The sequence below is a fragment of the Streptomyces sp. NPDC001851 genome (assembly GCF_040297165.1).
Taxonomy (GTDB): domain Bacteria; phylum Actinomycetota; class Actinomycetes; order Streptomycetales; family Streptomycetaceae; genus Streptomyces.
The window spans coordinates 44,374-70,987 of record NZ_JBEOYR010000037.1 but is presented as its reverse complement, the minus strand read 5'-3'; the positions used below and the strand labels follow the sequence as shown (position 1 = coordinate 70,987).

Genomic DNA, 26,614 nt, shown 5'->3' with positions numbered 1-26,614 from the left:
GGGCCCCGGTCCCCAGCAGGGCGGCTCCGGCCGCGGGCAACGGATCAGCGGAAGAGGAAGCCGGACAGCAGCTCCCGGGCGCTGACCGGGTCGTCGCCGGGGCGGCAGGCCTCCTTCTTGACGAACTTCTTGACGTACGCGGCGCCTTCGGTGCCCCCGGACGCCTTGACGCCGGCCGGCAGATAGGTCCGGGCGAAGCGGTAGTGCGAACCGCGCCACCGGGACAGACCGCGGTCCAGCCGCTTCCAGCCCTCGGAGAGCACCGGGTCGTCGGTGCCGGCGAGGACGGCGGACAGGGCCCGGTAGCCGGTGACGGCGGGCGAGTTGAGAACCGAGAGATGGCCGATGGAGTCGTAGATCTCGCGCTTGCGGGGGTCGAAGCCGTAGACCGCGATCTCCATCGTGTTGTAGTTCAGGGACTGCACGGCGCTGGCCTGCCCGGTCTGGTCCCGGAAGGTCATGAACCCCTCGGGGCTCAGGGTGCGCAGGACCTGGAAGATTCCGTTGAGCAGCTCCGCGCAGTCCGCCGCCTGAGCCAGCCGGCGGCCCGCCCCGGCCCCGTCCTCGCGCGCCGTGTCGGCGACCTCCACGGCCAGCCGCCGGACCAGGAAGAACACCGACTCGCACGCCTGCACCGCCCGCAGGAACACATGCTCCTCGTGCCGGTCGGAGCGGGGGAAGCGGGTGCACTCGGCGAGCAGCGCGATCCGCCGCGCCGCCTCCGTGCCGGGTGTCGCCCGGTCCGCCAGCTCGCCCACCCGGGTCGGGGCGAACGGGTCCGCCGTCGTCTCGCGCACGGTGCCGATGAGGCCCTCCAGGAGGGCGATGCGCTCGGCGATGTGGTCCGGCCGCGGTACCGTCCCGGCGCGCCGCAGGGCCGTGCGCTCGACGTCGAGCAGATCCAGCAGCGTGGTGTGCAGGGCGAGCAGTCCGGCCCCGACCGGATCCTGCGGCCAGTGGTCCAGGAACCAGCCGTACACGTGCATGCAGGTGTACTGGTAGTACTCCGGAACGGCGAGCTCCCGGCTGAACGGCCGGGTGAGCAGCCGCAGGACCTCCGCCTCGCTCCCGGGAGCGCCCGGCGGCGTCCCGTCGTGCAGCGACCCGAGGGCCTCCCGCTCGGACGGCTCCAGCCCGGAGCGGCCGCGGGCCCGCTGGATACGGGCTATCTCCCGGTGCTGCGCGGTGAGGGGGGCGACGTCGTACACGAGCCCGCCGGACGCGTGCCCGCTCATGGTTTTCCCCCGATGACGAGGTGTTTGTCCCAGCTCGACCGGCGGGTGACGCATCCGGTGAAGCCCGCCGCCTCCAGCAGCGCGGTGTACTCCGCGGCGGTGCGGTGCCTGCCCCGCGTCTCCACGTGCATCGACAGGTTCATGGCCGCGGTCGGCAGCGGGCCGCCGTCCTCGTCGAACAGGCGCTCCATCACCAGGACCCGTCCGCCGTTCGCGCACGCCTGGTAGGCCTTGCGGAGCAGTTCGAGGCAGAACCGGTCGTCCCAGTCGGAGAGGATGTAGCCGAACGACACGCAGTCCGCCGGGGGCAGCGGGTCCCGGAAGAAGTCGCCCGCCGTGAAGCGGAGCCGGTCGCCGAGCCCCCGGGTACGCCGCGTGCGTTCCAGGTGCGGCCCGACCTGCGGCAGGTCGAAGACGGTGACGTTCAGACCGGGATACCGGCTCAGCGCGGCCACCGCGAAGGCCCCGCTGGCACCCCCGACGTCCACCAGCCGGCGCACGCCGGCCAGTTCGGCGAGGCCTGCCAGCTCCTTCGAGGGCTCGAAGCTCAGCTGCCACATGGCCTCCAGGAAGGCCCCGGTGGCCGCCTCGTCCCGGTAGATCGTCTCGAACGGCGACGGAAGCCCGGCGTCGACGGATTCCTTGCCGTGCTGGAGGTAGTCGTGCAGTCGGCGCAGCTGACCCGTCGTATTCGTCACCAAATGGTCGACGAAGCCTCCGATGTACCGAGGATCGCGGGAGTCGAGAAAAGGTACCGTTTCCTCCGCGACGCGATATCTGCCGTCCGGGTCCCGCTGGACGACGGAAACCGCGGCCAGGACCAGCAGCAGCCGCTCCAGGGTCTCCGCGTCGATCCCCAGCGCCGCCGCCGTGTCGGCGGCCGAGGCCGGTCCCCCCTCGATCAGGTGGGTGAGGACGCCGTGTCTGTCCGCCAGATGCAGCGCGTGTGTCGAGAACAGTCCGTAGACGACGCTGTCGAGAGTGCCCGGGTTCATCGACTCAGGCCCAGTCCTGGTTGTCCGTGCGGATTGCCGGAATGTGCCCGGTTATGAGTTCCATGTGTCCTTCTCGGCGTAGACCGTTTTCCCGTTTCCTCGGGAGGCTAGGTCCATCCGAATTCGAATCATTATTGCCTCGATTTCGGATGGGCTGGGCGCGGCGATTCCGCGCGTGGGATTCTTTTGTCCGCCGGTCGCCCGCGGGTCAGGAGTCGCGGCGTGTGACCAGATCGGCGATGAGGGTCAGCGCACGCGCTCCGTCCGGGTCGGGCCCCGCCACGCCCAGGCAGTCCAGTGCCGCCTCGCGCCGCCGCGCCGCCTCCCGTTCCGCCCAACGGCGCCCCCCGGCCTCCTCGATCAGCCAGGCGGCTTCCGCCACCTCGTCGTCGGTCAGGGGCTCCGGCCGGTGATAGAGCCCCGCGAGCCGGGCACCCGCCTCGGTACCGCCGGAGAGCGCGGCGACCACCGGAAGGGACTTCTTCCGCGACCGCAGGTCCGACCCGACCGGCTTGCCGGTCACCGCGCTGTCCCCCCAGATCCCCAGCAGGTCGTCGACGAGCTGGAAGGTGATCCCCAGATGCCGGCCGAACGCCCGCATCGCGTCGACCCGTTCCGGTTCCACGTCCGCCACCAGCGCGCCCAGCGCGCAGGCCCGGGCCAGCAGGCCGGCGGTCTTCCCGTTCGCCATCGCCACGCACTCGTCGAGACCGACGTCCTGCCGCGCCTCGAAGGCGATGTCGGCGGCCTGTCCGGCAACCAGTTCGAGCAGGGCTTCGCACAGTTCCCGCACGGTGGCCGCGCTCGTGCCCCCGCCCCCGCGGGTGATCACGTCGAGGGCCAGGGCCAGCAGGGCGTCACCGGTCAGCACCGCCTGGGAGCTGCCGAAGGCCGACCAGACCGTCCGGCTCCCGCGCCGGGTGGCGTCACCGTCCATCAGGTCGTCGTGGACGAGGGAGAAGTTGTGCACCAGTTCCACGGCCGTGGCGGCGGCCACGGCGTCCCCCCGGGGTGCGCCCAGCGCCTGGGCGCTCGACAGGACCAGGGCGGCCCGCACCCCCTTGCCCCAGCCGGTGTTCGCCGGCCGGCCGGCCTCGTCCGACCAGCCGAAGTGGTACCCCGCCACCGAGCGGATCGGCTCGGCGAGCCGGTCGACGGCGTCGCGCAGCTCCGGTCCGACCAGTGCTCGCGCCCGGCCGAGCAGCCGCCGGCCCTCCCGGAGCCGGGCCTGAGCGGCCTCGTCCGGTGTACGGCCGGACGGCTCGGTCCCGTCCCATGCGGCGCCGGCCCGCGCGGCCCCCGGCCGGCCGGTCCCGCTCGGCGGGGCCGCGGTCCGCGAAGTCGTGGTCACCGCTCGACCCCCATGACGGCCGCCTCCAGATACTCCTGCGGCCGCACCCGTCCGGCGCGGTCCGACGGTTGATAGCGCTTGGTGGCCCGGGACCAGTCCAGATTCCCCCGCATCCAGCTCCGCATCCCCGCGAGGCAGGGCCGCAGAACCGGGGCGTGCGCCGGGAAGGCCCGCAGCAGTTCCCGCTCCTTGGCCAGGAAACGTTCCGTCTCGGCCACGATGGCGTCGCGCACCCGGAGCAGCGCCCGGTCCCGGTCCAGCGCATGGTGGTGCCGCACGATGTGGACCAGGTTGTGGACCTCGCCCAGCGAACGCTCCTTCTCGTACGAGTAGAGGTCGTTGGTCCAGCAGACCACGTCACAGGCGGCGTTCAGCGCGTCCGTGAAGGGCGGGCTGTCGTAGAGGTCGTCCGGGACGTCGAGGCCTTCCACGACGTCGATGAAGTCCATGCAGACATAGATGGCACCCGTGTGGCGGCGCCTCGGAATGTACGTCTGCTCGTCCGGTACGACGCCGGCCAGCCGGTTGCCGGCCTCCCAGGTGGCCGCGGTGTCCAGGCAGTCCTCCAGATGCCGTACGAACCGGCGGCGCCACGCGGGGGTGGCGTCCGGGGCGGTGCGGGACCACAGGTCGGCCAGTGAGGAGACGGCCACCGGGAGGTCCCGGCCCGAGGCGGCCGTGGCCGCCCCGAAGTCCCGGCTGTCCAGCACCGCGCGCATGCCGTCCACCACCGTCCCGAACCGCTCGGGGTCCCGTCCGACCGCCCCGTCGTCCAGCTGGTCGTCGACGAGGAAGAGCCAGGCGAACCAGTCCGCCATGAGATCCACGTGGGCCGGGCTCGCGGTGGGGTAGACCATCGCCGCGAACCAGCCGAAGTCGGCGCGTTCGAACCGCTGCCGGGCTCCCTCCTGCCGCACCAGACCGATCCGCGCGGTCCACGCGGTGAGGTGCTCGCGTGCCTGCTCCACCCTGGGGTTGACCAGGTGGGGGAAGGGGCTGGAAAGCTCCGGCACCGGCTGCTGCTCGACGTTCGTCGGGGCGTTGTTCATCGGCGGCTCTCCGGACGCAGGCGGACGCCGCCCTTGGGGTGGAGGGTGATGAGGGCCTCGGGGTGCACCTCGGGGGCGCCCTGGGGCAGCACCAGTCGATGGGTGCGGGCGACGGTGGCCAGCACCAGGACCAGTTCGGTGAGCGCGAAGTGCTTCCCGATGCAGATCCGATGGCCGCTGCCGAACGGTATGTAGGCGTGCTTGGGACGCTTCGCCACCTCCTCGGGGGCGAACCGCTCGGGCACGAACCGCTCGGGGTCGTCCCAGAAGTCCGGGTGCCGGTGCAGGAAGTAGCTGTTGATCAGGACGTTGCTGCCGGCCGGCATCCGGTAGCCGTCGATGGCGTCCTCCTCCCGCGCCCTGCGCATGAACTGGTAGGCGGGGGAGTAGATCCGCAGCGTCTCCTCGGCGACCATGCGCGTGTACGCCAGCTTCGGCAGGTCCTCGAAGGCCGGGACCCGGCCGCCCAGCACCTCGTCGACCTCGGCGTGCAGCTTCGCCTCGGCCTCGGGGTGCCGGGCCAGCAGATAGAAGGCCCACGACAGGGTGTTGGTGGTCGTCTCGTAGGCGCCGATACAGATGTTGAGGACCTCGTGGTGCAGCTGCTCCAGGTCCATCCCCTTGCCGTCCTCCTCGTCCACGGAGGTCAGCAGCAGCGTCAGCAGGTCGGTCGCGTCGTCCGCGGACACCTCTTCGCTCAGCCGCTTCCTGATGAACCCGGAGACGAAGGTGTCCATCTCGTCGATCGCCCTGCGCAGCCGCCGATGGCGGGGGATCGGCACATCCAGCGGCGGGAACGGGAAGCGGAAGAACGCCCCCAGGATGCTGTTCGCCTCGGCGAAGGCGCGCTCGAAGGCCTGCGCGGACGCGCTCACGTCGGCGCTGAACAGGGATCTGTTGACGATCCGGAGGGCCAGTTGTCCGATCTCGTCCGTGACGTCGAGGGTGCCACCGGTCCCGCCCGGGGCCGGACGCCGCTCCCAGCGGTCGAGCATCTGCTCGGTCTCATCCGTCATGTTGCGGGCGAACGCGGCCACCGTACGCGGGGTGAAGTGCGGCGCCATCATGCGACGCTGGCGGCGCCACAGCTCCATGTCGGCGTTGGCGATGAGCCCCTTGCGCAGGACCGGCCGGACGATGCGGAAGAGAGCCGCGTCCTTGTCGTATCCCTCGCTGTTGTCCACCAGGATGTGCCTGATGTAGTCGGGGTGGTTGACCAGCACCATCGGAATGCCGAGCGGCCGGAAGCGGAAGATGTCGCCGTGCCGGCGGATACCGTCGTCCAGGAACCGCAGTTGGTCGCGCTTGAAGGCGAGCGTTCCCCCGACGCCGTGCAACGCTCCGGCGGTAGGGATCTCGGTGAGGGAGGAACGCGTCCGGCCCGGGACACGCCTCACCTGAGTCAGGTGCATGCGGGAACCTCGTTCGTCTGGCGTCAGCGGCGCTTGAACCGCAGGTGGATGCCGCCCTTGGGGTGCAGGGTGATCAGGGGGGCGAAACCCGCCGGCGGCTGACCGGCCGGCCGGGTGGCGTGCAGCCGTTGGGCGAGCATGACCGTGATGATGTGCAGTTCCGTCAGCGCGAAGTGCTTGCCGAGGCAATGCCGTGGTCCGCTGCCGAACGGCTGGTACACGTTCCGAGGACGCTTGGCGACCTCTTCCGGGGTGAAACGCTCGGGGTCGAACCGGTCCGGTTCCGGCCAGAACTCCGGATGGCGGTGGAACGTGAACATGTTCAGGTAGATGTCGGTACCCCGCGGGATGTGGTAGCCGCCGATCACATCGTCGTCGATGGCGTGCCGCATCGTCTGCCAGGCCGGCGTGAACATCCGCAGCGTCTCGTCGATCACCATGCGGGTGTACGCCAGCTTCGGCAGATCCTCGAAGGCGGGGACCCGTCCCGCCAGGACGCCGTCCACCTCCTCCTGCACCCGGCGCTGGACGTCCTGGTGCGCGGCGAGCTGGTAGAAGATCCAGGCGATGGAGTTGCTGGAGGTCTCGTAACCGGCGATGATCATCGAGAGGATCTCGCTCGCCAGCTGATCGTGGGTCAGCCCGGTGCCCGTCTCCTCGTCCATGGCGTTGAGCAGCAGGGTGAACAGGTCGGTCTGGCCGGTCTCGCTGTTCAGCCGCGCCTCGATCAGGTCGGCGATGAACGCGTCCAGGCTGCGGATCAACGCGCGCAGCCGGTTCCGCTTGGGCGAATACCAGGACAGCGGGGGGAAGGGGAAACGGAAGAAGTCACCCGCGATGGAGTTGACCTCGACGAAATCCTCCGCGAATCTCCGGCCCCGGTCCGGCGAGACGATCCCGAACAGTGAGCGCAGCACGATCTGAAGTGCCAGATCGGCGGTCTCCGTACTCACATCCACGACGGTGTCGTCACCGAATCGCGTCTCCCACCGGTTCAGCATCTCACCGGTCAGATCGCTGATGTTCGCGGAGAAGGACGCGACGCTCGCGTGCTGGAAAGAGGGCTGCATGAGGCGGCGATGCCGGCGCCATTCCGCGCCGCCCTTGTTGGCGACCAGTCCCTCCCGGAGCACGGTACGGGTCGCCCGGTAGAGGAAATTGTCCTTGTTGTAGTTCTGGTGGTGGTCGACCAGCACATGCTGAAGGTAGTCCGGGTGATTGACCATGACCGTCGGAAGGCCGCCCAGCCGCATATGGAAGATATCGCCCTTGTCCCGGACCGTCCGGATCAGAAATCCGAGCTGGTCGCGGCGCATGGCGGCGACTCCGGCGAGGTTCTCCCGAAGGCTGAGCCGGGGAACCCGTCCGGCTGCGGGAGCCGCCGCCGGGCGGTGCGATGGTAAGTGCTCCGTTGTCACCTGAGCGAGGTTATCCACCGCTCATTTCAAAGCGTTATCGGCGTGTGGTCCGCTGATGCGGTGTCTGTTTACCATGCGGCCATGACCGTTCTGATCCTGACGACGGGCACCCACGGGGATATCGCGCCGTTCATCGGTTTGGGAAGACGTCTCAGGGATTCCGGATACGACGTCGCCATCGCGACCTATGCGGCATTCGCCGGGCAGGTCCGGTCCAGCGGCTGTGAGTTTCGCCGGCTGACCGGTGATCCGAGCCAACTCGGTGTCGCCGAACAAGGCAGGCTGAAAAAGCCCGGACCGGGCGACACCCTGCGCGCCGGACGGTGGCTCAAGAACATCGTCCAGCACGTGGAAGAACTCAGTGGCGACCTCGTCACGGCGGCACATCAGGGCGCCGACCTGCTGCTGTGCTGCGGCCTGACCACGTTCTACGGCTACCACCTGGCCAAGGCCCTCGGCATACCGAGCATGGGACTGGCCCTGCAACCGCTGCACCCCACCGGCGACTTCCCTCCTCCGATCGGTGCGCCGTCCCTGGGGCGCCGGGGCAACCGCGCGCTGGGACGGCTCATGTTCACCACCGGGCTCACCCCGTGGCGGAGCTCGCCGCGCTTCTGCCGGGAGCTGGGGGTCCCCGCGCTCACCACCGCCCAGACCCTCCGGCAGACCGCCCGCGAACGCTGGCCGGTGCACTACGGCTTCAGCCCCACCGTGGTCCGCCGCCCCGCGGACTGGCGGCCCGGCATCGAGGTGGTCGGCTACTGGTGGCCGTACGAGCCCCCCGGCTGGCAGCCGCCCAGGGAGCTGGTCGACTTCCTGGACCGCGGACCCGAGCCGGTGCGGGTGGGGCTGGGCAGCGGCGGGGACCCGCGGGACCGCGAGGAGATCAGCGCGCTGCTGGCCACGGCGCTGCGCAGGGCGGGGGTGCGCGGCATCGTGCAGTCCGGCTGGGCCGGTCTGGAGGTCACCGGGGACGACGTCCTCACCATCGGCGACGTGCCGCACCGGTGGCTCTTCCCGCGTACCGCCGCGGTGGTGCACCACGTCGGAGCGGGCACCAGCGGGGCCGGACTGCGCGCCGGCGTGCCCGCCGTCACCCTGCCCACCTTCGGCGACGCGCCGTTCTGGGCGCGTCGGCTGGTGGCCCTGGGGGTCAGCCCCGGCTTCGTGCCGCTCAACAAGGCGGACCCCGATCGGCTCGCCGGGCTGATCCGGGCCGCCGTCGACCGGCCCGGCTACCGTGCGCGCAGCCGCCGGCTCGCGGCGGCCCTCGCCGCCGAGGACGGTGCCGGCCGTACCGTCGCGACCGTGCGGCGTCTCCTCGATCCGCCCGGCCCCCACCGTCCGACCACCATCGATCTGGGAGCGCGGGCGGCGGACCCGGACCGCGACGTCTCCGGCGGTTGAGCGGAGGGGCTACTCCGTCCGAGTGACCGCGGGCCGTTCCGGCCCGGTCCTGTCCGCCGTGCGCGAGTCTCGTCCATGTGATCGGCAAGGTGACCGCGGCCCGGCCCGGCACATCACGTGCCGGGCCGGAGTACGGAAGACCCGGCTCCGACTCGGCGCTCCCTCACCTCTTCGGCTCACCAGAAGCCGTCCCCCTCCCCGACCACACCTGCCCGGTCACCTCGGCGGCGTCCCGTCCCTGGCCTTCGCCCCTGGCGGCCCCCTCTCCTGCGCCGCAACACTCCGATAACATGTTCGACCTCGCGATGATTACCTTCATCGCTTTTCCTTTATTTAGTCCATATCGAACAAATCGGCCAGACGATTGATATCTAGAGCGTCGCGGGTGTTTTCGCGAATGAACAGCAGGACTGTGCTGTGGGCCGCAGCGGGCGTGGCGGCTCTCGGATTCCTCATCGCGCTGGAGATCGCCGCACGCTGCTACGGCCAGCCGGGGCCGCTCACCGACGAGGTGAAAGGGGTGGTCTTCGCCCCGAAACCGGGGCCGCTGTACGGCGGCATGGCGTTGATGATGGTGGTGCTCACCTGGCGGCAACGGTTCATCGCGGCCGGTGTCGCGATCGGCGTCGACGTCGTCTTCGTGCTGGTGCGGTGGGCGGTCGACGCCAAGGTGGACGACGGCCACTCCTTCGGCAACGGCGCGTTGTGGGTGATGCTGGGCTGCGCGGTCATCGCCCTCACCCGCCGCACCGGCGCCGAACGCACCCTGCTGCTGAAGGGCGTCGGACTGGGCCTGCTGCTGGTGACCGGCCGCAAGGCCGGCGACACCTGGCTGCTCATCACGTCGAAGGCCCGCCCCTCGGTGCTCGACCAGTACGTGGCGACTGCCGACCACGCACTGGGCAACCCGTCATGGCTGGTGGGCCGGATCGTCGAGGCCACCGGACCGCTCGGCCCCCGTCTCCTCCACGTGGTCTACGCACAGCTCGCGGTGGCCGCGGTCGTCGTCGCGCTGTACCAGCTGCGCGGCGTGGCCGTCGAGCGCCGCTTCCCGGGCCATCACCTGGTGCGCACCTTCCTGGTGATCGGCCTCCTCGGACCGGGCATCTACATGATCTTCCCGGTGGTCGGACCCGTCTTCGCCTACGGCCCCGGCGCCTCCGGCACCGGCGGCCTGCACTGGGCCGTGGCCGACCTGTGGCCCCACACGCCGCCGGCGATCAGCCCCCCGCACCCGATGCCGTACGACGGGATCACCCCCCGCAACTGCATGCCCAGCCTGCACACGGCGTGGGCCACCGCGATCTTCATCCACTCCCGCAAGGGCCCGCGGACTCTCCGGTGCGCGGGCACGTTCTGGCTGATCGCCACCCTCACCGCCACGCTGGGATTCGGCTACCACTACGGCGTGGACCTCGTCGCCGGCGTGGTCTTCGCGCTCACCATCGAGGCGGCGATGCGCTCGCTCGACCGCGGCTGGGACCGGTCCGGAACCCAGATGGTCCTCCACGGCACGGCGGTCTTCGCCGCACTCCTGGTGTCGTACCGCTTCCTGCCGGTGCAGATGGCCCTGCACCCGTGGCTGTTCGGGCCGCTTCTCCTCCTTGCCATGACCTCCGTGGCCTACGGCTACCTGCGGACCACCAGACTCTGGGAACCGACGGCCGCACCGACGCGGCAACCGGAACCGCAACCCGAGCCGGTGTGCTGATCGTCTGTGTCTATCCTGGTCACGCTGAACAGGGGGAAGAGCGACGATGGAATCGTACTGGTGGGTGCTGGTCTTCTTCGGAATGGGCGGCTTCGGGTGGGCCGCGGACACCGTCCGTACCGCGCTGAAGAACCGGCATGAGCGGAAACTGGAACTGATGGAGGCGGCGAAGCAGGAGCGTCTCGCTCTCGAAGCGGCCCACCGGACGCCGGAACCCGTGTGCGGGTGCACCCACCACCTGGCCAAGCACGACAAACAGGGCCACTGCCACGAACGCGTGGAGATCCCCGCGGCCTGGGACGAGAACAAGAAGCCGCTGCGCTACGAGCCGGGGCAGTGCAACTGCCAGCAGTACGTCGGCCCGCAGCCGCTGTCCCAGGTGTACGCCGAGGACCTGACCGACCGGATCTGAACCCCGCTTTCCGCTCCCCGTCTACGATCGAAGCCGCTTTGTGATCTCGGACAGAGGGTCGAAGAACAGTGACGGACAAGCGGGTTGTCATCGTGACCGGCGCGGGCTCGGGCATCGGCGAAGCCACCGCGCGGCTGCTGCGCGAGGGCGGTCACCACGTGGTGGCCTCCGGGCGGCGGGTCGAACCGCTGCGGCGGCTCGAAAAGGAGACCGGAGCGCTGGCGTGTCCGTCCGACGCGGGCGACCCCGCCGCCGCCGACGGCCTCGTGCGCGCGGCCCTGGACGCCTACGGACGGCTCGACGGACTGGTGCTCAACGCGGGCATCGGACGCGGCGGAACCGCCGCGGACCTGTCGCTGGCGGACTGGGACGACGTCATGCGGACGAACGTCACCGGTCCGATGCTCCTCCTGCGCGCGGCGATGCCGCACCTGGTGGAGGCGCGGGGAGCGGTGGTCGGCGTCGCGTCGGTCGCGGCGCTGCGCAACGGCCCGAGCAGCGCCCCGTACGCCACGTCGAAGGCCGCCCTGCTGCAGCTGTGCCGTTCCGTCGCCGTCGACTACGGGCGGCAGGGGGTGCGCGCCAACGTGGTGTGCCCCAGCTGGATCAGGACAGAGATGGCCGACCGGCGCATGGCCCGTTTCGCCCAGGAAGCGGACCTGGGGGACGGCGGCATGGAGGCGGCCTACGAGGAGGCGACCAGGCTGCTGCCCCTGGGCCGGCCGGGCGACCCGCGTGAGGTCGCCGAGGCGATCAGCTGGCTGCTGTCTCCGGCGGCGTCCTTCGTCAGCGGTGCGGTGCTCACCGTGGACGGCGGGGCCACGGCCGTCGACGTCGGCACCGTGGCGTTCGACCACCACATCGCACCGCGCGGCGGCAGCGGACTCTGACCCCCGCCACCCCTCCGCCTCTGCCGGTCAGGGGCGTTGCGGGTGCAGCGGGCCGGGCACCGAGGCGAACGGGGCGGTGCGGGAAGGCCACACCCGGGCGATCGCCAGAAGCGTTGCCGCGCTGCCGCGTTCCACGCCGGGCAGCGGGCACGGGGCGGACGGCGCCGCGCCGCTGAGCTTGGCCCGCCGGGCCTCGTCCAGCGCGCCGGCGAGTGCCGCCGCGGCCAGCCGGTCGCCCCGCATCCCCGCCCGGCCGGCCCGCCGGTGGGCCGTGTCGTACGCCTCCGGCCGGACGTACTGCTGCAGTTCCAGGAGCGCGTCGTACGTCTCGATGATCTGCCGGTGCGCCTGCAGCGCCCACGAGGAGCGGGGCCGCAGCACTGCCTGCAGCCGGCTCCGCTGCGGGGCGGCCAGGGCCACCTGGGGGACCGCGACCACCAGATCACGCCACAGTGGCCACAGCCGCCAGACGGTCCGCAGCGCCGCCATGGACCGGGCGAGGGCGGTCGCGGTCGGCACCAGCAGCGAGGCCGCGCGGAAGAAGCCGTGCACGCTGATGACCATGGACAGGTAGGGCAGCAGGTCCTGGTCGGGCACGTAGAGGTGGTAGAGGTAGCCGCACCAGAAGACCAGGGCCAGGACGCTGCCCGTCGCGAACATCCGGAGCGACCACACGAGGTCACGGTCGTCCGTCCGCAGGCTGTACGGCCAGCAGACGACGACGGCTGCGGCGTCCCCGGCCAGATGGGAGACGGCGAGGATCAACCAGTACAGGGACGAGGCGGTGGCCGGACCCTGGGGTGACGCCGGGGCAGCCGTCTGGGTGACACCGAGCAGGTCCAGGGCGAGCAGGGAACCCAGCGCCGTCACCAGACCCAGGATCACGCTGAAGCGCTGGTGCCGGGCCCGGGTGGAGTCGACGATGAAGAGGAGCACCAGGCCCGCGCTCAGCACGCCGATCAGGTTGCGGGTCAGCGAGACCGTGTGGGCGCCGACGCCGAGGGCCGCGCACCGGGCCACGACCTTTGGCTGGAAGAGCGTGATGGCGATGGTCGCGGCGAGGACCGAGAGCCACAGTCCCCGCTGGTTCGGCAGGCGCAGCGCCGGACCCGCCCGCCAGACGAGGGCGATCCACAGGGTGACGACGCTGCAGACTCCGACCTGGTTCGCCAGCTCAGTCGCTGTCAACGCCCGTCACTCCCAGGAAGGCACCGAGTCGCCCCAGGGGGCCTGCCGGGCGGCCGGACTTCCCGGCGCTCTGTATCAGACTGGCGATCATCTCGGCTTCTTGTTCCTCGCTGGTGGTGTAACTGGTCCGGGCCATGAGCCGGTTGACGAAGTGCGGCTGGAGCTGGAGATCGCCGACCAGCGGACCGGCCAGGTCCTCGGCCCGGTTGGTGACGCCCCGGTGGTGATCGCAGAGCACATGGCCGATCTCGTGGAGGATGATGTGCTCCCGGTGCAGGGGCGCGGTGCGGGCTTCGTAGAAGATGTAGTCGGCCTTGTCGGTGCCCATCCAGAGCCCGCAGACCCCGGTCTCCGCGACCTCCTCGGGCAGTTCCCGGAGCACGAGGGGGCGCCCCCTCAGCTCCTGCACCCGCTCGCGTATCGCTTCGAAGGGAAGGGAACGCCGGACGCCGAGATCGCGCAGGATGGTCAGGCACCTGCGCTGCAACGCGACGTATTCACCAGTTGTCCTCACTTACTGTCTTGACCCCCTTCCGACGAAGACAGCTCGTGGCACGTCACGTCGTGCTTGCGGCCCGAACCCGCCCCAAGCTAACCAACCGTCCGCCGCTGGGACCAAGTCCGGGCCGCCTTGTGCCCGGCCTTTGGCTCAAACCAGGCGTTCAGGCCCCGGCCGGGGGGATCGTCCGGCCCTCGAACGCCGCCAGGATGCGTTCCGCCGCCAGGGTCGCGGTCAGCCGGCCCTCCCGCACCTGCTGTTCCAGCCCCGGCGCGGCCTCGCGCACCGCCGGGTCGGCGTGCAGCCGGCCGAGCAGTTCGTCGCGGACCATCGCCCAGGTCCAGCCGACCTGCTGGTCGCGCCGCTTGGCGGCCAGCCGCCCGGTGGAGTCGAGCAGGGCGCGATGCCGCTCCAGGCGCTCCCACACCGTGTCCAGACCCGTCGACTCGCGGGCGCTGCAGTGCAGCACCGGCGGAGTCCAGAACGCGTCCTTGCCGTGCATCAGCCGCAGCGCGCCCGCCAGCTCGCGGGCCGCCGCCCGCGCGTCGCGCTCGTGCGGGCCGTCCGCCTTGTTGACGGCGATCACGTCGGCCAGCTCCAGGACGCCCTTCTTGATGCCCTGCAGCTGGTCGCCGGTGCGCGCCAGCGTCAGCAGCAGGAAGGAGTCGACCATGTCGGCGACCGCGGTCTCCGACTGGCCCACGCCGACGGTCTCGACGAGGATCACGTCGTAGCCCGCCGCCTCCATCACCACCATCGACTCCCGGGTGGCCTTCGCGACCCCGCCCAGCGTGCCCGCGCTGGGGGAGGGCCGCACGAAGGCCGCCGGGTCGACCGCCAGGCGTTCCATGCGCGTCTTGTCGCCGAGGATCGAGCCGCCGGTGCGGGTCGAGGACGGGTCGACCGCGAGGACGGCGACCCGATGGCCGAGCGAGGTCAGCAGGGTGCCGAACGCGTCGATGAACGTCGACTTGCCGACACCCGGCACCCCGCTCACACCGATCCGCCGCGCCCGGCCGCTGTGCGGGAGCAGTTCGGTGAGCAACTCCTGCGCCAGCGCCCGGTGCTGCGGCCGGGTGGACTCGACGAGCGTGATGGCGCGGGCCACCAGGGCCCGCTTGCCGTCGAGCACACCCTTCACATACGTGTCGAGATCGATCGCAGCCATCGCGGCTCTACAGCTCGTGGCCGAGGTCGGCCGACAGCCGCTTCACCAGGTCGTAGGCCGCGTCCGGGATCACCGTGCCCGGCAGGAAGACCTCCGCCGCGCCCATCTCCCGCAGCGTCGGCACGTCCTGCGGCGGGATGACACCGCCGACCACGATCATGATGTCCGCGCGGCCCTCCTCGGCGAGCTTCTCGCGCAGCGCCGGTACGAGCGTGAGGTGACCGGCGGCCAGCGAGGACACCCCGACCACGTGCACGTCCGCCTCGACCGCCTGCCGGGCGACCTCCTCCGGCGTCTGGAACAGCGGGCCGACGTCGACGTCGAAGCCGAGGTCGGCGAAGCCGGTGGCGATCACCTTCTGGCCGCGGTCGTGGCCGTCCTGGCCCATCTTGGCGACGAGGATGCGCGGGCGGCGACCCTCGGCCTCCTCGAAGGCGTCCACCAGGGCACGGGTGCGGTCCACGGACGGGGACTGGCCTGTTTCGTTGCGGTACACGCCGGAGATCGTACGGATCTGGCTCGCGTGCCGGCCGTACACCTTCTCCAGGGCGTCGGAGATCTCACCGACGGTGGCCTTGGCGCGGGCCGCGCGCACGGCCAGCTCCAGCAGGTTCTCCTTGCCGTCGGCCGCCCGGGTGAGCGCGTCCAGGGCGTCCTGGCAGGCCTGCTCGTCCCGCTCCGCGCGCAGCCGCCGCAGCTTCTCGATCTGCTGGGCGCGTACGGAGGAGTTGTCGACCTTGAGGACCTCGATCTGCTCGTCGCTGTCGACGCGGTACTTGTTCACGCCGATGACCGGCTGGCGCCCGGAGTCGATGCGGGCCTGGGTGCGGGCCGCCGCCTCCTCCACGCGCAGCTTCGGGATGCCGGCGTCGATGGCCTGCGCCATGCCGCCCGCCTGCTCGACCTCCTGGATGTGCGCCCAGGCCTTGCGCGCGAGGTCGTACGTCAGCCGCTCCACATAGGCGCTGCCGCCCCACGGATCGATGACCCGGGTCGTCCCCGACTCCTGCTGGATGAGCAGCTGGGTGTTGCGGGCGATGCGCGCCGAGAAGTCGGTCGGCAGGGCGAGGGCCTCGTCGAGGGCGTTGGTGTGCAGCGACTGGGTGTGGCCCTGGGTCGCCGCCATCGCCTCCACGGCCGTACGCGTGACGTTGTTGAACACGTCCTGCGCGGTCAGCGACCAGCCGGAGGTCTGCGAATGGGTGCGCAGCGAGAGGGACTTGGTGTTCTTCGGCTCGAACTGGCTGACCAGCTTGGCCCACAGCAGCCGGGCCGCCCTGAGCTTCGCGACCTCCATGAAGAAGTTCATGCCGATCGCCCAGAAGAACGACAGCCGGGGCGCGAACGCGTCCACGTCCAGGCCCGCCTCCCGGCCCGCGCGGATGTACTCGACGCCGTCCGCGAGCGTGTACGCCAGTTCCAGGTCGGCCGTCGCACCCGCCTCCTGGATGTGGTACCCCGAGATGGAGATCGAGTTGTACCGGGGCATCCGCTGCGAGGTGTACGCGAAGATGTCGGAGATGATCCGCATCGACGGCTTCGGCGGATAGATGTAGGTGTTGCGGACCATGAACTCCTTGAGGATGTCGTTCTGGATGGTCCCGGCCAGCTTCTCGGGCGGTACGCCCTGCTCCTCCGCCGCCACGATGTACAGCGCGAGCACCGGCAGCACGGCGCCGTTCATCGTCATCGACACCGTCATCCGGTCCAGCGGGATCCCGTCGAACAGCTGCCGCATGTCGTAGATCGAGTCGATCGCCACGCCCGCCATGCCCACGTCACCGGTCACCCGCGGGTGGTCGCTGTCGTAGCCGCGGTGCGTGGGCAGGTCGAAGGCGACCGACAGGCCCTTCTGGCCGGCCGCCAGGTTGCGCCGGTAGAAGGCGTTGGACTCCTCGGCGGTGGAGAAGCCCGCGTACTGGCGGATCGTCCAGGGCTGGTTGACGTACATCGTCGGGTACGGGCCGCGCAGATACGGCGCGATACCCGGGTACGTCCCCAGGAAGTCCAGGCCCTCCAGGTCACGGCCGGTGTACAGCGGCTTGACCCCGATGCCCTCCGGGGTCTCCCACACCTGCTCTCCGCCGCCGGCCGCCGCACGCCACTGCTCGGCACTGCCGTCGGCGACCGGCGTCCCCAGCTCGATGCCGGAGAAGTCGGGGATTCCCATCAGGACACTCCCATGCGGTCGAGGGTCGCGGACAGCACGGCCACGGCGTCGCAGCCCGCGAAGACGTACGAGTCGATGCCGGCGTACTCGGCCGGGCGGCCGGCGAGGAACACGTGCCGGGCGCCTGCCGCGCGCAGCGACTCGGCGGTCCGCTCGGCCTGCTCGGCGTACAGGGCGTCGCTGGAGCACAGCACGGCCTCGGTGGCGCCGCTGTCCTCGAAGCGGCCCTCGGTGACCGGCTCGACGCCACCCGCCTGGAAGAGGTTGGCGGCGAAGGTCGCGCGCGCGGTGTACGCGGCGGCCGGGCCGATCGTCGCGAGGAAGACGCGCGGGCGGGCGCCGGTCGCGGCCAGGTGGGCGTCGGAACGGGCGCGCAGCTCCTCGTACGCCTCGTCGCGGCGCACCCGGGGCAGACCGCCGGACGGCGGCTCGGGCGCGGGCTCGCGCTCCACCGGCTTCTCGGCGAGGAACGGGAACTCGCTGACCCCGGTGATGGGTTCGCGCCGCTTGGCGAGCTTCTTGGAGCGCTCCGCCCAGGTCGTCGCCAGGTCGGTGCGCAGCCGGCCGGAGCGCAGCACGGCCGCCTGACCGCCGTCGCGCTCGATGGTGCGGAAGAACTCCCAGGCGGCCTGGGCGAGTTGGTCGGTCAGCTGCTCGACGTACCAGGAGCCGCCCGCCGGGTCGATCACCCGGGCCAGATGGGACTCCTCGATGAGGATCGTGGAGGTGTTGCGGGCGATCCGGCGGGAGAACGCGTCGGGCAGGCCGAGCGCGTGGTCGAACGGCAGCACCGTGACGGAGTCGGCGCCGCCGACCCCGGCGGCGAGCGTCGCGACCGTCGTGCGGAGCATGTTCACCCACGGGTCGCGGCGGGTCATCATCACCGGCGAGGTCACCGCGTGCTGCACCTGCGCGCCCGGAACCGCGCAGACCTCGGCGACCCGGGCCCACAGCCGGCGCGCGGCGCGCAGCTTGGCGACGGTGAGGAACTGGTCGGCGGTGGCCGCGTAGCGGAACTCCAGCTGCGCCGCAGCCTGTTCGGGGCTCAGCCCGGCCTCGGTGAGGTCCCGCAGATAGGCCACACCGGTGGCGAGCGAGGCGCCCAGCTCCTGCGCGGCCGAGCCGCCCGCCTCGTGGTACGGCAGCGCGTCCACGGTGAGGGCGCGCAGCCCGGGGTACTGCCCGGCGCAGCGCGCGGCCAGGGCGGCGTACGGCGCGAAGTCCAGCGGGGTGCCGGTGCGGGCCTCGTACCCGAGCGGGTCGCCGCCCAGATTGCCGCGTACGGCCTCGGCGTCGACGCCGCGGTCCGCGTACAGCCGCAGCAGCGCCTCGGCGGCCTGCCCGGTGTCCCGGCCCGCGTCCAGGACCACCGGTGCCAGGTCGAGGTACACGCCCTCAAGCGCCCGGCCCAGCCCGTCGACCGGGATGCCGCCCTCGCCCAGCACCAGCCAGAGCGAGGTGCCGCCGTTCTCCAGGTCGGCCAGGACGGCGTCCTCGGTGAGGGCGGTGTGCCGCGTCCGCACGTCCCAGCCGCCCGCGGTGTTGCCCTCGGGGCGGCTGCCGCGCACATACGGGGCGAAGCCGGGCAGGCCGGGGTCGGGCGCGGCGTCGCGCGCGGTGTAGAGGGGCCGGGTGCGCAGCCCGTCCTCCAGCGTCGTGGACAGGGCGTCCTCAGCTGCCTCACCCGAGACTTCCTTGCCCGACTTGCGCAGCACGCCCTCGACCAGGCGTTGCCACTGCTCATGTGTCGCGTCAGGGAACTCGGCGGCCAGTGAGAGCCCGTCGTCAGGCAGGACCGTCATGGCTCGGATGCTAGGGCAGCGTGCTCAAGTCGGTGCAGGGCGGGGGCTGTGAGGTTTCCCTCCTTGCGCTTGTGACCTGTGCCGCTCAGTTCCCGGCGAGCCGGGCGGAGGTCCGGCTCAGCAGGTGACGGGCAGGACCGTCGCCGTGCCGGCAGGCACGCCGCACGGCCTCCCGAGGTCAGCCCTCGGGGTCGAGCTCGGCCCGCCGCACATCCCGTGTGGACAGCGTCTGCGGGGTCGCCGTGAACGCCCGCAGCCGCAGCCGGGTGCTCTTCTTCACCGGTACCGCGAACCTCCCGGACGGCGCCCGCAGGTCCACGGTCGCGGTCGTGTGCGCGGGAATCGTGGCCGGTCCGCGCACCTGCGTCCAGTACTGGTTCATGCCCTGGCCCGTGGTGATCATGTAGTGCGGGGTGAGGGCGTCGTCGCCGGTGTTGGTGACCTTCACGGACATGGTGGAGACCGTGTGCGCGGACGGGTGCCGGACCGCCGTGATGTCCATCCGGAGCGGCGGCCCGCCCGTCACGGCGAGGGTGGCGCTTACCAGGGACGGCGCCACCAGCAGCACCACGGCCGCGACCAGGGCGGGCCGACGGCGCGTGCCGGTCAGCCACCGGGGCCGCGGCTGCCAGGCGCCCGAGAAGTCCGACAGCGGCACGGTGACCGCCGCCGCCAGCCACAGCGGCGTCATCAGCAGGTAGTAGCCGTCCTGGGAGCGGGTCGCCACATAGAAGGCGCACCAGGGCAGCACGGTCGCGGCCGGGCCCAGCCGCCGGACGAACAGCACGAACAGGGCCAGCAGGGCCGCGGCGAGCAGCATGCTCGCGTGGCCGTACCAGTCGAGCCGGTCGCTGCCGTGGGTGAAGTACAGCGAGAGGCTCACCAGGCCCTGGCCGTGCAGCACCGCGCCCTGGGTCAGCGGCAGCGCGATGCCGCCCAGCCACGGACCCGGCTCGGTCACGATGAAGTACGCGTTGACCAGCAGCCAGGTGAGGACCGCGGTCCCGAGGATCCGCAGCACCACTCGCGCGGCCTGACGCCCGCCGAGTTCACCACGGCGCACGGCATAGATCCCGGCCAGCAGGAACGGCGTGACGAACCAGGGGAGTTGCTGTGCCGCGCACGCGGCGCCGAGGCACGCGGCCCGCGCGATCCCGGCCGGGCCCAGCCGCCCCCCGGCACCGAGCCGCGGCCAGCGCACCACCACCGGCACCAGCAGGACCAGGCCGACGATCGCCGGATAGCCCTGTCGCGCGTACATCGGCAGGAAACCGAAGCCCATACAGAGCATCGTGGCCGCCGAGCGCCAGGGCGCCGGCAGCAGCCGCCACAGCATGACCGTGCCCGCGATCAGCACCACCGTCACCGCCGCCGTCGCCGGCGCCCCGTTGTGGCCGAGCCCCAGGAAGGGCGCGGTGATCAGCGGGGTCAGCGGGGGATAGCCGTACGTGAAGTCGTAACCGCCGGTCGTCGTCGCCGTCAGGGCGACGCCCTTGAGGCGGAAGAGCCACGGCCACGGATGGTCGTACAACTGGTGCCCGCCCACCATCTCCTTCGCGGCCTGCGTGGTGAGGACCGCCTCGTCGCCGCCGGCGTGGTTCAGCGCCCAGGTGCACAGCGTGAGGACGATCGCCGTCCCCAGCACCACGAGGTCCAGGCGGGCCAGCGAACGCGTCCGGCGGACCGTGAGCGCGAGCACGCCGGTCACCAGGATCGAGGCGTAGCAGAGGGAGATCGCGGCCGCGAGGACCAGATGGTGCGTGGCCGCCTGTGTCCACACCGTACGCGTGCCGATGAACAGGCTGACGTCGGCGAGCAGGGTGAGCACGCGATGCCACTGCGCGGGGGGTTCATGGACCTCCGCGCGGGCGACCGGGAGGGCGGACACCGCCGACTGCGTCCGCCGGCCGGGTGTCACCTGCTGCGTTTCTGCCAAGTGCACGGGTGGACGCTAGCGGCGGCGGATGACCGGCACATGGCCGGACGTGAAAGGGACGGTGTGCGCACGGTAAGAAGCGGGCGTAAGCGTACATGTGCCGCGGTTCGCTTCCGGCGTGCGGCGCCGGAGCTGTCGCGCAGTGTGTCGTTGTTGGGCCGAACGGGTGACTTGGCGTAAGAATTGGCTGGTGCAGGCAATGAGTGCGAGTCAGGTCGGGGGGAGCCGGTGAGCCGTTACGACGTCACCGATGAACAGTGGGAAGGGCTCGCCCAGGTCGTGCCGCTGCGGGGCCGCGACGCCTGGCCGTCCGCGGTGAACCACCGCTCGCTGCCGGACGCCGAGACCGAGACCCGGCGCCGGTTCGTGGTCCTGCGGGTCAATGTCTTCGCGGACGCCCGGGAGGTCGCCGAGACCCTGATGGCCGGTGCGCCGGTCCTGCTCGACCTGACCAGCGCGGAGACCGAGGTCGCCAAGCGCGTCCTCGACTTCAGCACGGGCGTGGTCTTCGGCCTGGGCAGCGGAATGCACCGCGTCGACCGCAATGTGTTCCTCCTCACCCCACCCGGCACGGAGGTCAGCGGGCTGATGGAGGGCGTGGGCGTGTCGGGCGGCTGAGAACGCCTCCGCCGGCTGAGCCCGCGCTCTTCGCAGTGGCCTGTGCCGGTCGTGCGGTGGGTGCGCGCCGCCGTGCCGGCGGAGGAGGAGGCCGGGGCGAACGTCGCCGCGCTGTCGGCCACGGTCGCCTCTCCCGGCGGACTGCTGGAGCAGCTCGCCGACGCCGCTCCGGCCGGCTGCTGCCCGCTGTTCACCCGACCGGGTGGCCCCGGTGCCGTTTGCGCCCGCCCGGTCGCCCGATCGTAGGAAGGTGCCGGACAGGAAACGGTTCGGCAGGTGGGCCGGGTTCTACGGTCCGGGCATGGCCGTGCCCTCCGTGTCCGCCCGACCGCCGGCGGCCGACGTGTCCACCGCGACCGTCCCCGCGCAGTCCCGCGAGCCCCGTCAGTCCCCCGATGTACGCGCCCGGATCACCGAGTTGCGGCTGTCGGCCTTCGCCGGGCACCGGCGGGCCGGATTCCCGCTCGGGCCCGTCACCTTGTTCGCGGGGCCCAGCGGCTCGGGGAAGACGACCGCGCTCGCGGCCTATGAGGCGCTCGCCCGGCTCGGCGGCGGGGCCTCGCTCTACGAGGTGTTCCCGGACCCGGTGGCCTGTGTGCCGCAGCGGGCGCGCCCCGACGCCGGAGGGCGACGGGGCTTCCGGATCGGGTGTACGGCCGACGGCGCCGAGGGGCCGGTCCGGCTCGACATCGCCGTACAGGCCGAACCGGACCTCAGGATCGTGGGGGAGCGGCTGACCGCACGCGGCGTCGTCCTGCTGGAGACCGCGCTGCGCGACCCCGGGCGCGGTACCGTCCAGGCCGCCTGGCACACCGCGGGCTCCGCCCCGGTGACCCGGGCCCCGCTGCCCGACGACCGCCTCGGCACCGCCCTGCTGCCGCTGCGCGTCGCCGGCAAGACGGACGGACAGCGCCATGTGCTCGCCGCGGCCGAGCAGATGGTGGTCGCCCTGCGCTCCGTCTTCTCCTGCGACCCGCGCCCCGAGGACATGCGCGGCCCCGTGCGCACCGGCTCCGGCCGGCTGCTGCCCGGCTGCGACAACCTCGCCGACGTGCTGTGGCGCACCCGCGCGGAGTGCACCCGCCGGCACGGCCTGCTGGTCGAGGCGCTGGGCGCGGGCTGCGCCGGCCCGGTGACCGACCTGGTCGCCGAGCCGCTGCCGGACGGCACGGTACGGGCGCTGCTCGACCGCGGCGCCGGCCCGCGCACCGAACTCGCCCGGCTCGGCGACGGGGAACTGCGCTATCTCGCCCTGACGCTGGTCCTGCTGACCGGGCCCGGCGTCCTGGACCTGGACGCGCCCGGCGAGGTGCCCGACGCCCTGCGCACCCTCACCGTCCTCACCGACGGCTTCGACCGCTGCCTCGACCCGGCCCAGCGCCGCGAACTGCTGCGCACGGCCGTCCGGATGGGCGAGCGCGGGCACATCCGGTGCGTGGGCGCGGTGAGCGACGCCTCCTGGGCCGCCGGGACCGACGGCGTCACCGTGGTGCACCTGGACGCGTGACCGGCGAGGTCGCCGATGTCCTCGCCCGTCTCCCCGCGGTTCCGCGCCGCACAGCGCTTCCCGGTGCCCGGAGCGGACGGTGGCCCCGAGGTGCGCGAACTGCCGGAACGCTGAACTCCGTTATCACTCTCCGCAGTCAAATTGCCTGTCGAATCCGAATTGTTGTCCACAGATTTCCGTCTACCTCTGGCTTTTCGCCCCGGGCGCCTTCACTCTGGGTAGTGGACAAGGGATTTCAGCGGGCGTGCGACACGCACGCGGAAGGACGGGGGCGACACATGGATGCGGTACGGCTGATCCTCACGAGCCGGCGTGCGCTCGCGGCCGGCGCCGACGCGGGCGAGATCATGGCGGAGGTGTGGCAGGCCCAGGCCCTGGCCCAGGCGATCGGCAGCCGGCTCGCCGTCTCCGGTCCGCCGGAGCTGCGCGGCGAGGCGCTCGGCCTGACGGAGCTGGCGGGCCGGGGCTGCGGGGTCCTGGACCCGCCCGCACTGGAGCTGGGCGATCTGCGTGCCGCCCAGCTCACCGAGCTGGACGACGCCCGCGAGACGCTGCTGTGCCTCGGGGGTCTGCTCGGCGAGGTCGGCATGGCCCTGGTCGGCGTGGCCAGCGCCGCGGCCGACGAGACCACCTACTGGCAGTGCATGGAGGCCATCGACGCGGCCGACGAGTCCCGCGACCGCGTCCTGGAGATGCTGCGCAAGCTGGCGGCACGGGAAGCGGCGTTACAGGAGGACGGCAATCGCAACAGCCCGTCCGGCGTGTGAGGACAGGGCCGTTCAGGCGGGCGATGTTCACCCGACCGTGGACGGCCGTGCCCGGCGGTACCGGCGAGGCGGGCGCGGGGTGCGGCGTGCAGGATAGATGTATGGACCTTCGAATCTTCACCGAGCCCCAGCAGGGGGCCACCTACGACACCTTGCTCACCGTGGCGAAGGCCACCGAGGACCTGGGCTTCGACGCGTTCTTCCGCTCCGACCACTATCTCCGTATGGGCGGCTCCGACGGCCTGCCCGGCCCCACGGACGCCTGGATCACACTGGCCGGCCTGGCCCGCGAGACCAAGCGCATCCGCCTCGGCACCCTGATGACCGCAGGAACCTTCCGGCTGCCCGGCGTGCTCGCCATCCAGGTCGCCCAGGTCGACCAGATGTCCGGCGGCCGGGTGGAGCTGGGCCTCGGCGCCGGCTGGTTCGAGGAGGAGCACAAGGCGTACGGCATCCCGTTCCCGAAGGAGAAGTTCGCGCGGCTGGAGGAGCAGCTCGCGATCGTCACCGGGCTGTGGGCGACCGAGGTCGGCAAGACCTTCGACTTCCACGGCACGTACTACGACCTGACCGACTCGCCCGCGCTGCCCAAGCCCGCACAGCAGAAGGTCCCGGTGCTCATCGGCGGCCACGGAGCGACCCGCACGCCGCGGCTGGCCGCCCAGTACGCCGACGAGTTCAACATCCCGTTCGCCTCCGTCGAGGACAGCGAGCGGCAGTTCGGCCGGGTGCGGGCCGCCGCCCAGGAGGCGGGCCGCGGCGCGGACGCGCTGACGTACTCCAACGCCCTCGTCGCCTGCGTCGGCCGGGACGACCGGGAGGTCGCCCGCCGCGCCGCCGCGATCGGCCGTGAGGTGGACGAGCTGAAGGCCAACGGCCTGGCCGGTTCGCCGACCGAGGTCGTCGACAAGATCGGCCGGTACGCCGAGATCGGCTCCCGGCGGATCTATCTGCAGATGCTGGACCTCGACGACCTGGACCACCTGGAACTGATCTCGGCCCAGGTCCAGTCCCAGCTGTCCTGACCGACGGGTGAGGCCGCCGCTGCCGGGGGCAGCGGCGGCCCCGGCCCGATGTCAGCCGCGCTGGGCGAAGCCGTAGTCGAGGATCGTCGCGGCGTCCTTGAAGCGCTGGTCCATCGACGTGTCGGCGAGGATCGTGCCCACGACCGTACGGCCGCCGCGCGTCGCCGCGAACACCAGGCAGAACTTCGCCTCCGGCCCGGAGCCGGTCTTCACGCCGATCGCGCCCCGGTAGGTGCCGAGCAGCGTGTTGCTGTTGCTCCACGCCTCCATCGCGTGCGTGCCGCCGCCCGGCCGGTAGGACTTCATGTCCTTGTACACCGGGGTGCCGACGACCTTCTTGAACGTCTTGTTCTTCAGGGCGGTCGCGGCCAGCTTCGTCAGGTCACGCGACGAGGCGAAGTTGTTGCCGTTGGACACCCCGTCGAAGCCGTCGAAGTGAGTGTTGGTCAGGCCGAGTTCACGTGCCTTGCCATTCATCTCGGCGATGAACGACTTGGTCCGCTGGGCCGTCGTCGACCCCGTGCCGTAGGTGTCCGCGAGGGCGTAGGCGGCGTCGCAGCCCGAGGGCAGCAGCATCCCGTACAGCAGGTCCCCGACGCTCATCGAGTCGCCGAGGATCAGGTGGGCGCTCGAATAGCGCTGGGTCTTCGTGGCGGGGTCGATGACGTAGTCCGTGTACTCCTTCTTGATCTTCACCTTGCGGTTCAGGTCCAGATGGGGCTGGGACAGCACCACCAGAGCCGTCATGATCTTCGTCGTGGACCCGGTCCGCAGCCGTGCGTCCGGCGCCTGGCCGAACAGTGTCTTCCCCGTGGCCGGGTCGAAGGCGTACGCGCCCGCCGCCGACACCTGCGGTGCCGGAGCCGCCTGGGCGGGAGCGGCCGCGAGGACCCCCGTGCTCAGGACCGCCCCCGCCAGTGCTGCGACGACGGTCCGTCTGCGGGTGCGGACTCCGTGGCCGTTTGTCATGGTTACCCCTTGTGCCAGTGGTCAGTTGACGGCTGATCACTATGCCGTAACAGTGGATGTTCTGTGGGGGAACTGTGGGCTCCGTCACGGCGCCGGTGATCCGGGACTGATCGGATGACCCGGTGCGCAAAGTCCTCCCTCTCGCCCTCACCGGCCTGTTCGCCCTGACGGCCTGCCAGCTGGCCGACCACGCCGACCCCGCCGGCGAGGCCCGCCGCCTCGACACCATGGCGGCGCTCCCGCTGTACGCCTACATCCCGGACCCAGCGTCGGACGGCGTGCGGGCCGTCAACAGGGCTCAGTGGATCCTGGGCAAGAAGTGCATGGTCGGCCTGGGATTCGCCGGCTTCGCGATGCTCGACACCAAGGCCGTCGAGTCGACCTACCCGGTCCGGCCCGGAGCGCTCACGGGCGAGGGCTCGTCCCGTGACGACAGCCCCTACGGCGTCGTCGACCCCGACGTGACGTCCGAGCACGGCTACGACAACCCGAAGCCGGACACCTCCACCCAGCCCCAGGAGTGGCCCGACGACCAGTACGCCGCGCTGACCGGCACCTTCGCATCCGGTGACAGCCGCTTCGCCCACGGCCACCGCATTCCCGGGGGCGGGTGCCTGGGACAGGCGATGCGGAAGATCTACGGCCCCGAGCCCAAGGCGGAGAAGGCCAACGGCGTGAAGCTGACCGGCTCCTACCCGCTGGTCTTCCGGCTGTGGTACGAGTCCCACAAGAAGGCGAGCAACGATCCGGCCTGGAAGAAGGCCGACCGCGCGTGGTCGGCCTGCATGAAGAAGAAGGGCTTCTCCTACCCCGACCCGGACAAGGCCGCCATCGACTCCCACTGGCTGGGGCGCGGCACACCGTCGGACGAGGAGAAGAAGACGGCGACGGCGGACGCCCGGTGCAAGCTCGACACCGGTTATGTCCAGGCCGTGCAGTCCGTCGAGGCGCGCGCACAGAAGACCCTGATCGGCGAGAACAAGCAGAAGCTGGAGGCCATGCGGGCGGCGGTCGACCGGGCCGTACGTACCGCCCGGACGGTCATCGCCCAGGAGAAATAACGGACACTGCGAGAAAACTGGTGG

23 protein-coding genes are annotated in these 26,614 nt (G+C 71.5%); 10 read left to right on the top strand and 13 right to left on the bottom strand.

The features are described from left to right. Nucleotides 1-44 precede the first annotated feature (44 nt). From ABT171_RS37300 to ABT171_RS37275, 6 genes are all read right to left on the bottom strand, one after another. Nucleotides 45-1,235, bottom strand: a complete 1,191-nt coding sequence (locus ABT171_RS37300) for a tryptophan 2,3-dioxygenase (protein ID WP_351250864.1) — start codon at nt 1,233-1,235, stop codon at nt 45-47. Beyond that, complete coding sequence (locus ABT171_RS37295) at nt 1,232-2,230, bottom strand: methyltransferase (RefSeq protein ID WP_351250863.1); 999 nt, start codon at nt 2,228-2,230, stop codon at nt 1,232-1,234. The genes ABT171_RS37300 and ABT171_RS37295 overlap by 4 nt, the downstream gene beginning before the upstream one ends. A gap of 208 nt (nt 2,231-2,438) precedes the next feature. Then, nucleotides 2,439-3,581, bottom strand: coding sequence for a polyprenyl synthetase family protein (locus ABT171_RS37290; protein ID WP_351250862.1), 1,143 nt, complete (start codon nt 3,579-3,581; stop codon nt 2,439-2,441). Then, complete coding sequence (locus tag ABT171_RS37285) at nt 3,578-4,630, bottom strand: terpene synthase family protein (RefSeq protein ID WP_351250861.1); 1,053 nt, start codon at nt 4,628-4,630, stop codon at nt 3,578-3,580. Before ABT171_RS37285 ends, ABT171_RS37290 begins: the two co-directional genes overlap by 4 nt. Further along, complete coding sequence (locus ABT171_RS37280; protein WP_351250860.1) at nt 4,627-6,042, bottom strand: cytochrome P450; 1,416 nt, start codon at nt 6,040-6,042, stop codon at nt 4,627-4,629. The genes ABT171_RS37285 and ABT171_RS37280 overlap by 4 nt, the downstream gene beginning before the upstream one ends. Nucleotides 6,043-6,065: 23 nt before the next feature. After that, a complete protein-coding gene (locus ABT171_RS37275) occupies nt 6,066-7,478 on the bottom strand; it encodes a cytochrome P450 (protein ID WP_351250859.1) in 1,413 nt (470 codons plus the stop codon). Nucleotides 7,479-7,541: 63 nt separating this feature from the next. Between ABT171_RS37275 and ABT171_RS37270 the strand changes: the two genes are divergently transcribed. The 4 genes from ABT171_RS37270 (at nt 7,542) to ABT171_RS37255 (ending at nt 11,880) form a co-directional block, all read left to right on the top strand. After that, complete coding sequence (locus tag ABT171_RS37270; protein ID WP_351250858.1) at nt 7,542-8,867, top strand: glycosyltransferase; 1,326 nt, start codon at nt 7,542-7,544, stop codon at nt 8,865-8,867. Between the two features lie 397 nt (nt 8,868-9,264). Further along, nucleotides 9,265-10,578, top strand: coding sequence for a phosphatase PAP2 family protein (locus ABT171_RS37265; protein WP_351250857.1), 1,314 nt, complete (start codon nt 9,265-9,267; stop codon nt 10,576-10,578). A 46-nt stretch (nt 10,579-10,624) separates the two neighbouring features. Beyond that, the gene (locus tag ABT171_RS37260) at nt 10,625-10,990 is read left to right on the top strand and encodes a hypothetical protein (protein ID WP_351250856.1); all 366 of its coding nucleotides are present in this window, start codon (nt 10,625-10,627) and stop codon (nt 10,988-10,990) included. Nucleotides 10,991-11,058: 68 nt separating this feature from the next. Further along, complete coding sequence (locus ABT171_RS37255; RefSeq protein WP_351250855.1) at nt 11,059-11,880, top strand: SDR family NAD(P)-dependent oxidoreductase; 822 nt, start codon at nt 11,059-11,061, stop codon at nt 11,878-11,880. Nucleotides 11,881-11,907: 27 nt separating this feature from the next. Here ABT171_RS37255 and ABT171_RS37250 read toward each other — a convergent pair whose 3' ends face one another. The 6 genes from ABT171_RS37250 to ABT171_RS37225 form a co-directional block, all read right to left on the bottom strand. Continuing rightward, complete coding sequence (locus ABT171_RS37250) at nt 11,908-13,068, bottom strand: MAB_1171c family putative transporter (RefSeq protein WP_351250854.1); 1,161 nt, start codon at nt 13,066-13,068, stop codon at nt 11,908-11,910. Continuing rightward, on the bottom strand, nt 13,055-13,555 hold the full coding sequence (locus ABT171_RS37245; RefSeq protein ID WP_351250853.1) for a regulator component: 501 nt from the start codon (nt 13,553-13,555) through the stop codon (nt 13,055-13,057). Before ABT171_RS37245 ends, ABT171_RS37250 begins: the two co-directional genes overlap by 14 nt. Before the next feature lie 175 nt (nt 13,556-13,730). Beyond that, nucleotides 13,731-14,735, bottom strand: coding sequence for a methylmalonyl Co-A mutase-associated GTPase MeaB (gene meaB / locus ABT171_RS37240; protein WP_351250852.1), 1,005 nt, complete (start codon nt 14,733-14,735; stop codon nt 13,731-13,733). Between the two features lie 7 nt (nt 14,736-14,742). Then, nucleotides 14,743-16,905, bottom strand: coding sequence for a methylmalonyl-CoA mutase (gene scpA, locus ABT171_RS37235; RefSeq protein ID WP_351250851.1), 2,163 nt, complete (start codon nt 16,903-16,905; stop codon nt 14,743-14,745). Next, the gene (locus ABT171_RS37230) at nt 16,905-18,707 is read right to left on the bottom strand and encodes a methylmalonyl-CoA mutase family protein (RefSeq protein WP_351250850.1); all 1,803 of its coding nucleotides are present in this window, start codon (nt 18,705-18,707) and stop codon (nt 16,905-16,907) included. The genes scpA and ABT171_RS37230 overlap by 1 nt, the downstream gene beginning before the upstream one ends. 178 nt (nt 18,708-18,885) lie before the next feature. Then, nucleotides 18,886-20,649, bottom strand: a complete 1,764-nt coding sequence (locus tag ABT171_RS37225) for a hypothetical protein (protein ID WP_503078291.1) — start codon at nt 20,647-20,649, stop codon at nt 18,886-18,888. Between the two features lie 222 nt (nt 20,650-20,871). Between ABT171_RS37225 and ABT171_RS37220 the strand changes: the two genes are divergently transcribed. The 5 genes from ABT171_RS37220 to ABT171_RS37200 all read left to right on the top strand — a co-directional run bounded on the left by ABT171_RS37220 (nt 20,872) and on the right by ABT171_RS37200 (nt 24,560). Beyond that, nucleotides 20,872-21,261 (top strand): cell division protein SepF, encoded by a 390-nt coding sequence (locus ABT171_RS37220; protein WP_351250849.1) that lies wholly within the window; start codon nt 20,872-20,874, stop codon nt 21,259-21,261. A 42-nt stretch (nt 21,262-21,303) separates the two neighbouring features. Further along, nucleotides 21,304-21,507 (top strand): hypothetical protein, encoded by a 204-nt coding sequence (locus ABT171_RS37215; RefSeq protein WP_351250848.1) that lies wholly within the window; start codon nt 21,304-21,306, stop codon nt 21,505-21,507. A 55-nt stretch (nt 21,508-21,562) separates the two neighbouring features. After that, the gene (locus ABT171_RS37210; protein ID WP_351250847.1) at nt 21,563-22,768 is read left to right on the top strand and encodes an AAA family ATPase; all 1,206 of its coding nucleotides are present in this window, start codon (nt 21,563-21,565) and stop codon (nt 22,766-22,768) included. Between the two features lie 278 nt (nt 22,769-23,046). Next, a complete protein-coding gene (locus ABT171_RS37205; RefSeq protein ID WP_351250846.1) occupies nt 23,047-23,535 on the top strand; it encodes a DUF6099 family protein in 489 nt (162 codons plus the stop codon). A 101-nt stretch (nt 23,536-23,636) separates the two neighbouring features. Continuing rightward, nucleotides 23,637-24,560 (top strand): LLM class F420-dependent oxidoreductase, encoded by a 924-nt coding sequence (locus ABT171_RS37200; RefSeq protein WP_351250845.1) that lies wholly within the window; start codon nt 23,637-23,639, stop codon nt 24,558-24,560. Between the two features lie 51 nt (nt 24,561-24,611). Here the strand turns inward: ABT171_RS37200 and ABT171_RS37195 are convergent, their stop codons facing one another. Beyond that, on the bottom strand, nt 24,612-25,529 hold the full coding sequence (locus ABT171_RS37195; protein ID WP_351250844.1) for a D-alanyl-D-alanine carboxypeptidase family protein: 918 nt from the start codon (nt 25,527-25,529) through the stop codon (nt 24,612-24,614). A 122-nt stretch (nt 25,530-25,651) separates the two neighbouring features. Between ABT171_RS37195 and ABT171_RS37190 the strand changes: the two genes are divergently transcribed. After that, complete coding sequence (locus tag ABT171_RS37190; protein WP_351250843.1) at nt 25,652-26,590, top strand: hypothetical protein; 939 nt, start codon at nt 25,652-25,654, stop codon at nt 26,588-26,590. Nucleotides 26,591-26,614 lie beyond the last annotated feature (24 nt).